The organism is Bradyrhizobium sp. CFUWI (assembly GCF_056429085.1).
This window is the reverse complement of sequence record NZ_JBWJZE010000279.1, coordinates 1-404: the sequence shown is the minus strand read 5'-3', so window position 1 is coordinate 404 and position 404 is coordinate 1. Positions and strand designations below refer to the sequence as shown.

The following is a 404-nucleotide window of genomic DNA, read 5'->3' as shown; positions in this document are numbered from 1 at the left end:
GTCTAATGTACGTTGCTGATCATACCATGCTGTTAATACAAACAAATATTCGCCTTTTTTAACATCTTTATCAGTGTCATAAGTTGTTCCATCATAGTTAATTCCAAAATAATTGAAATCTCCCACAATAGGTTTAACTGCTGCATCTGTAAATACTACTGGTTTGCCAAATACTTTTTCTGCTGGTGTGTCAAAGAAATTTGTTGTTCCATTTGAAAGAACACTAATAATTTTGACATAATCTGCATATCGCATATAAATTGTTGCGTTATCACGATAATCTTCATGTAAATCTGCTAAAGCGTTAATAATAGCATCATACATGTCTGCTCCCTCAACTTCTTTAACAGATCCATTATAAAATGACATGTGTTCTAATCCAGATTTAGGACTTACTGCTAAGG

General features: G+C 32.7%; 1 protein-coding gene. It reads right to left on the bottom strand.

From position 1 onward, the window contains the following. Window positions 1-369 (bottom strand): phage major capsid family protein (locus AC066S_RS39795; RefSeq protein ID WP_478272061.1); only part of this gene is annotated, 369 nt, incomplete at its 3' end. Between the last annotated feature and the right edge of the window lie 35 nt (window positions 370-404).